The sequence below is a fragment of the Cellvibrio sp. genome, from assembly GCF_053579595.1.
The window spans coordinates 1-3,804 of sequence record NZ_JBRFPI010000409.1; the positions used below are offsets into that span (position 1 = coordinate 1).

Sequence of the window (3,804 nt, forward strand, 5' to 3'; positions counted from 1 at the left end):
CGGATAAGTTCACTATTTGGCTGACATGAAATAGTTTCCAGCCAGAATATTCGCCAGATTCACTGCCGCCTCTAACTTGATAGGCGCGCAAGGCTAAATGACCTTTAGTGTCTGTGCCGTATGTGTGCGGCTCAACTATACGAGAATATCCGTCATAGTTGAATGATAGTAATTGCTTGTTTCGGATGGCAGATTCTATATTCATGGTTCACCTAACAGTTTGTTAAATTGCACCAACTATATAACCCGCAGAACATTATTCCAACTAATTTGATGTAGTGCTGTATAACTCCAAAAAACTGGATGACCCCCAATCCGTTTAGCCCGTTCTAAATCAAAGGGTTAACTATCATTCCGAATTAATTATGGAGTTATACGGCACAAGCAATCCTAATTAGTTACCGAGCTCATTTAGTTGACTGTCCGCTTTGGGCACATTTGTAACCCCAGCAGCTTGGTTCGCGAAGCTCGTCCTAGGAACGCATGATCACAACAAAAAATTAACCCAGCAATACCAGCTAAATTAAGCAACACAATACTAATTTTGGCACTACGGCGTGACCATGCAGACATTCATAGGAGTTTTAAAAAGACAATTACGGGGGATTACACGGACAGGAATATTGGTTTAAGCAGCTGCCGATGTAAGCAACGCATTGACTGGTAATGATGTTGGATTACAGAACAGAAAAAAGCATTTTTATACTTAGAATAATAAGCAGTAACGCAAATAATTTTTTTAGTAATTTAACGGGTAATCTGTGAGCCAATTTCGCGCCGAAAGGTGCCGTTATAAAACTGGTGATAGAAATAAACAGTACCGCAGGAAGATAGACAAATCCTAGCGTATGATGACTCAGAGATGTATTTGACCAACCATTGATGACATAACCAACAGTACCTGCGATAGCAATAGGTAAGCCGATTGCTGCGGATGTGCCAATGGCCTTTTTAATATCAACATTCTGCCAAACAAGATAGGGAACTGTTAATGAGCCTCCGCCCGTGGAGACAAGTGCAGACACCGCACCGATGCCAGAACCACCCAATAATAAACCGCCGTTACCTGCAAGCTCTCTACTGGCGTTAGGTTTTTTGTTAAAAAACATTTGGAGCGAAACAACAGCCATAAAGAGCGAAAAGAATATGGCCAGATAAAAAGAGCTGGCATAGGCTGCGATAAAGGTTGCTAAAAATGTACCCAACACAATGCCTGGAGACATCACTTTAACAACCTGCCACAACACTGCGCCTGCACTATTGTGCGCTCGCAGACTGGATATGGATGTGACAATAATCGAGGCCATTGATGTGCCCAAGGCTAGATGAACGACATGTTCTGCGGGAACACCTTGATACAGAAATAAAGTAGTGAGCACCGGCACCATAATTCCACCGCCGCCAACACCGAGCAACCCTGCCATAAACCCTACAAAAGCGCCTAGCAATAAAAAAGACAATATCCACACAATGTCTAAAGGCATCAGCAATTCCTGTAGCAAAGCATCAGACTCCATACACAATTTTTGGTTTGCGCAATTGCTGGATTGTATAAGCCAACAGGGCACATGCAAGAACACCGGACACCAACCACACCTGCGCAAAATGGGTAGCGGTAATTGTGCCGCCCAGCAATAGATCTTTAATCAATACCTGATGCCCCAACACCGGCACCCAGCGGAACCAATCGGCGTAAGCACTCGGATTGAACAAGGTATAAAACAGTGGCACCATCGGGATAAATATCATCAACCCCATATAGGTCTGCGCATCTTTAAAACTGCGTGCAAACAGGGAAATTAAAAATTGTAATGACGTCGCCAGCAACGCGAGCGATGCAAGCACTACAAACACACCCGCCAACTCCAGTGGCGAGACATCAACACGCAACCCTAATTCCTTGAAGGGAACGTAGGCAAATGCGGCGACCAACAATATGACTTCTACCAGCGACACCATCAACGTAAGGGAAAAACTATTGAACCATTTCCCCAGCACTAATGCAGTGGAAGATGCAGGCGTAATTAATAGGGATTCAAGCGAGCGGCGCTCGCGTTCGCCGGCGGTCATATCTGCACTGAAACCGACACTCGCCATAAAGGCAGTGAGAATTAACAGCATCGGCAAACTCCCCATCACAAAAAAACCCATTTTTTCATCGCTGGCTATATTGAGATCGCGAATATAAACGGGGTTGGCGATCCCGGGAGAAATACCGCGCGATAACAAACGCAAACTACCCAAGCGCCCATTCCAACTCCAGATTTGCTGACGCACAAAATGAATCCCTCCTTGCAGTTTGTTGTTGGTTGCATCAAAAACCAGCGCTAATTCAATTGATTCACCTGTGGCAAATTTTTCGCGCGCATCTTTGGGGATTACCAAGGCATAACCCAATTCGCCCGTTTCTACTTTTTGATAGGCATCATCGCCCACCGCATCAACTTGTACACCGCGCTCTTGCAGCCAATCGATCAGTGATGGCAATTGCTCTGCCCCCACAACAGCGAGTTTGATTGGTTCGTTGTTGGTCGCTTTGGATTGATTGCTCATATGAATAATAAATAGCGACGAGGCGACAAATACACCGACAAAATACACCGGCATTAAGAGCGTCATGCGTAAGCTTTTACTGTCGCGCAGGGAATCACGCCACTCTTTGCGAAACACTATGTCAATTTTATTCAACAATTCCGTAGGGTTAAACGAATCACGCATGATGCAGCTCCTGCTGTGGCTGAACTAAATTGACAAATGCCTCCTCCAGATTATGGGATTTCCCTGCATCCAGAATTGTTTCAAGATTGCCGTCTGCCAAAATTTTTCCGTGGGAGATCACAATAATGCGGTCGCACAAACCACTGACTTCATGCATCAAATGGCTGGAAAAAATCACGCAGCGCCCCTGCATTTTTAATTCATGTAATAAACGACGCACTGCGCGCGTCGTAATCACATCCAAACCATTAGTCGGTTCATCCAACAAAACATGTTGTGGTTGATGCACAATCGCCCGCGCCAATGCGGTTTTCATACGCTCTCCCAGTGAAAAACCTTCCGCGCGACGCTCGGCAATATTCGCCATGCCCAACCAATCAATTAATTGGTTAATAGATTTTTCCATCGCATCACCTTGCAACCCTTGCAGCTCACCAAAGTAGCGGATATTTTCGCGCGCGGTCAGGCGCTTATATAAACCCGTATCATCCGGCAATACACCTAATTGTTGGCGCGCAGCGTTCGGATTTTTACTGACTTGATGTTCATTGACCCACACATCACCTGCACTCGGCTGCAACAATCCGTAAATCAAACGCATGAGGGTTGATTTACCTGCACCATTTAACCCTAACAGACCGGTGATCTCGCCATCATTTAAGGTAAAGCTGACATCATCCAATGCGGTGATCAGATTTGGTGTGGCAGCTTTTTTAAAGCCAGGAAACTTGAGGCCGCTATTCTTTTTTGCCGCAAAGGTTTTACTGAGATGCTCTACACGAATCATTATTCTGCACTCCCTGACGATGACATACCTATGGAGGAAACGCTTGTAGATGAAACACTTACCGATGAAGAATTATCGGCCGCAGAGCTGGCCGTTTTTTTCTGATTGGCACCTAGCACCAAGGGCAGTGGTTTAATTTTTTCCACACAATCTGCTTTTACATCCTTCATAGACGCTCGCTCGATAAATTGCGCAATCAATTGCGGCACACAACCTTCAGATGAAATAGAGTGGTTACCACCCGCCGCACTCAAACTTGTTGAATTGGGCAAATGCGCCGCAACAGCTTGTGCCCATAC

The 3,804-nt window shown here is 45.3% G+C and carries 4 protein-coding genes and 1 pseudogene; all 5 read right to left on the reverse strand.

Features of this window, described 5'->3' with window-relative positions:
* The coding region (locus ACWA6V_RS18680; RefSeq protein ID WP_449523909.1) for a hypothetical protein at window positions 1-205 on the reverse strand (205 nt) is incomplete at its 3' end.
* 472 nt (window positions 206-677) lie between these two features.
* Window positions 678-1,484, reverse strand: a complete 807-nt coding sequence (locus ACWA6V_RS18685; protein ID WP_449523910.1) for a sulfite exporter TauE/SafE family protein — start codon at window positions 1,482-1,484, stop codon at window positions 678-680.
* Window positions 1,485-1,506: 22 nt separating this feature from the next.
* The gene (locus tag ACWA6V_RS18690; RefSeq protein ID WP_449523911.1) at window positions 1,507-2,718 is read right to left on the reverse strand and encodes an ABC transporter permease; all 1,212 of its coding nucleotides are present in this window, start codon (window positions 2,716-2,718) and stop codon (window positions 1,507-1,509) included.
* Window positions 2,711-3,505 carry an ABC transporter ATP-binding protein gene (locus ACWA6V_RS18695; RefSeq protein WP_449523912.1) on the reverse strand — a complete coding sequence of 265 codons (795 nt, stop codon included), beginning with the start codon at window positions 3,503-3,505 and terminating at the stop codon, window positions 2,711-2,713. The genes ACWA6V_RS18690 and ACWA6V_RS18695 overlap by 8 nt, the downstream gene beginning before the upstream one ends.
* Window positions 3,505-3,804, reverse strand: a pseudogene (locus tag ACWA6V_RS18700) (alpha/beta hydrolase); the annotation flags it as partial. The gene ACWA6V_RS18695 and the pseudogene ACWA6V_RS18700, both read right to left, overlap by 1 nt.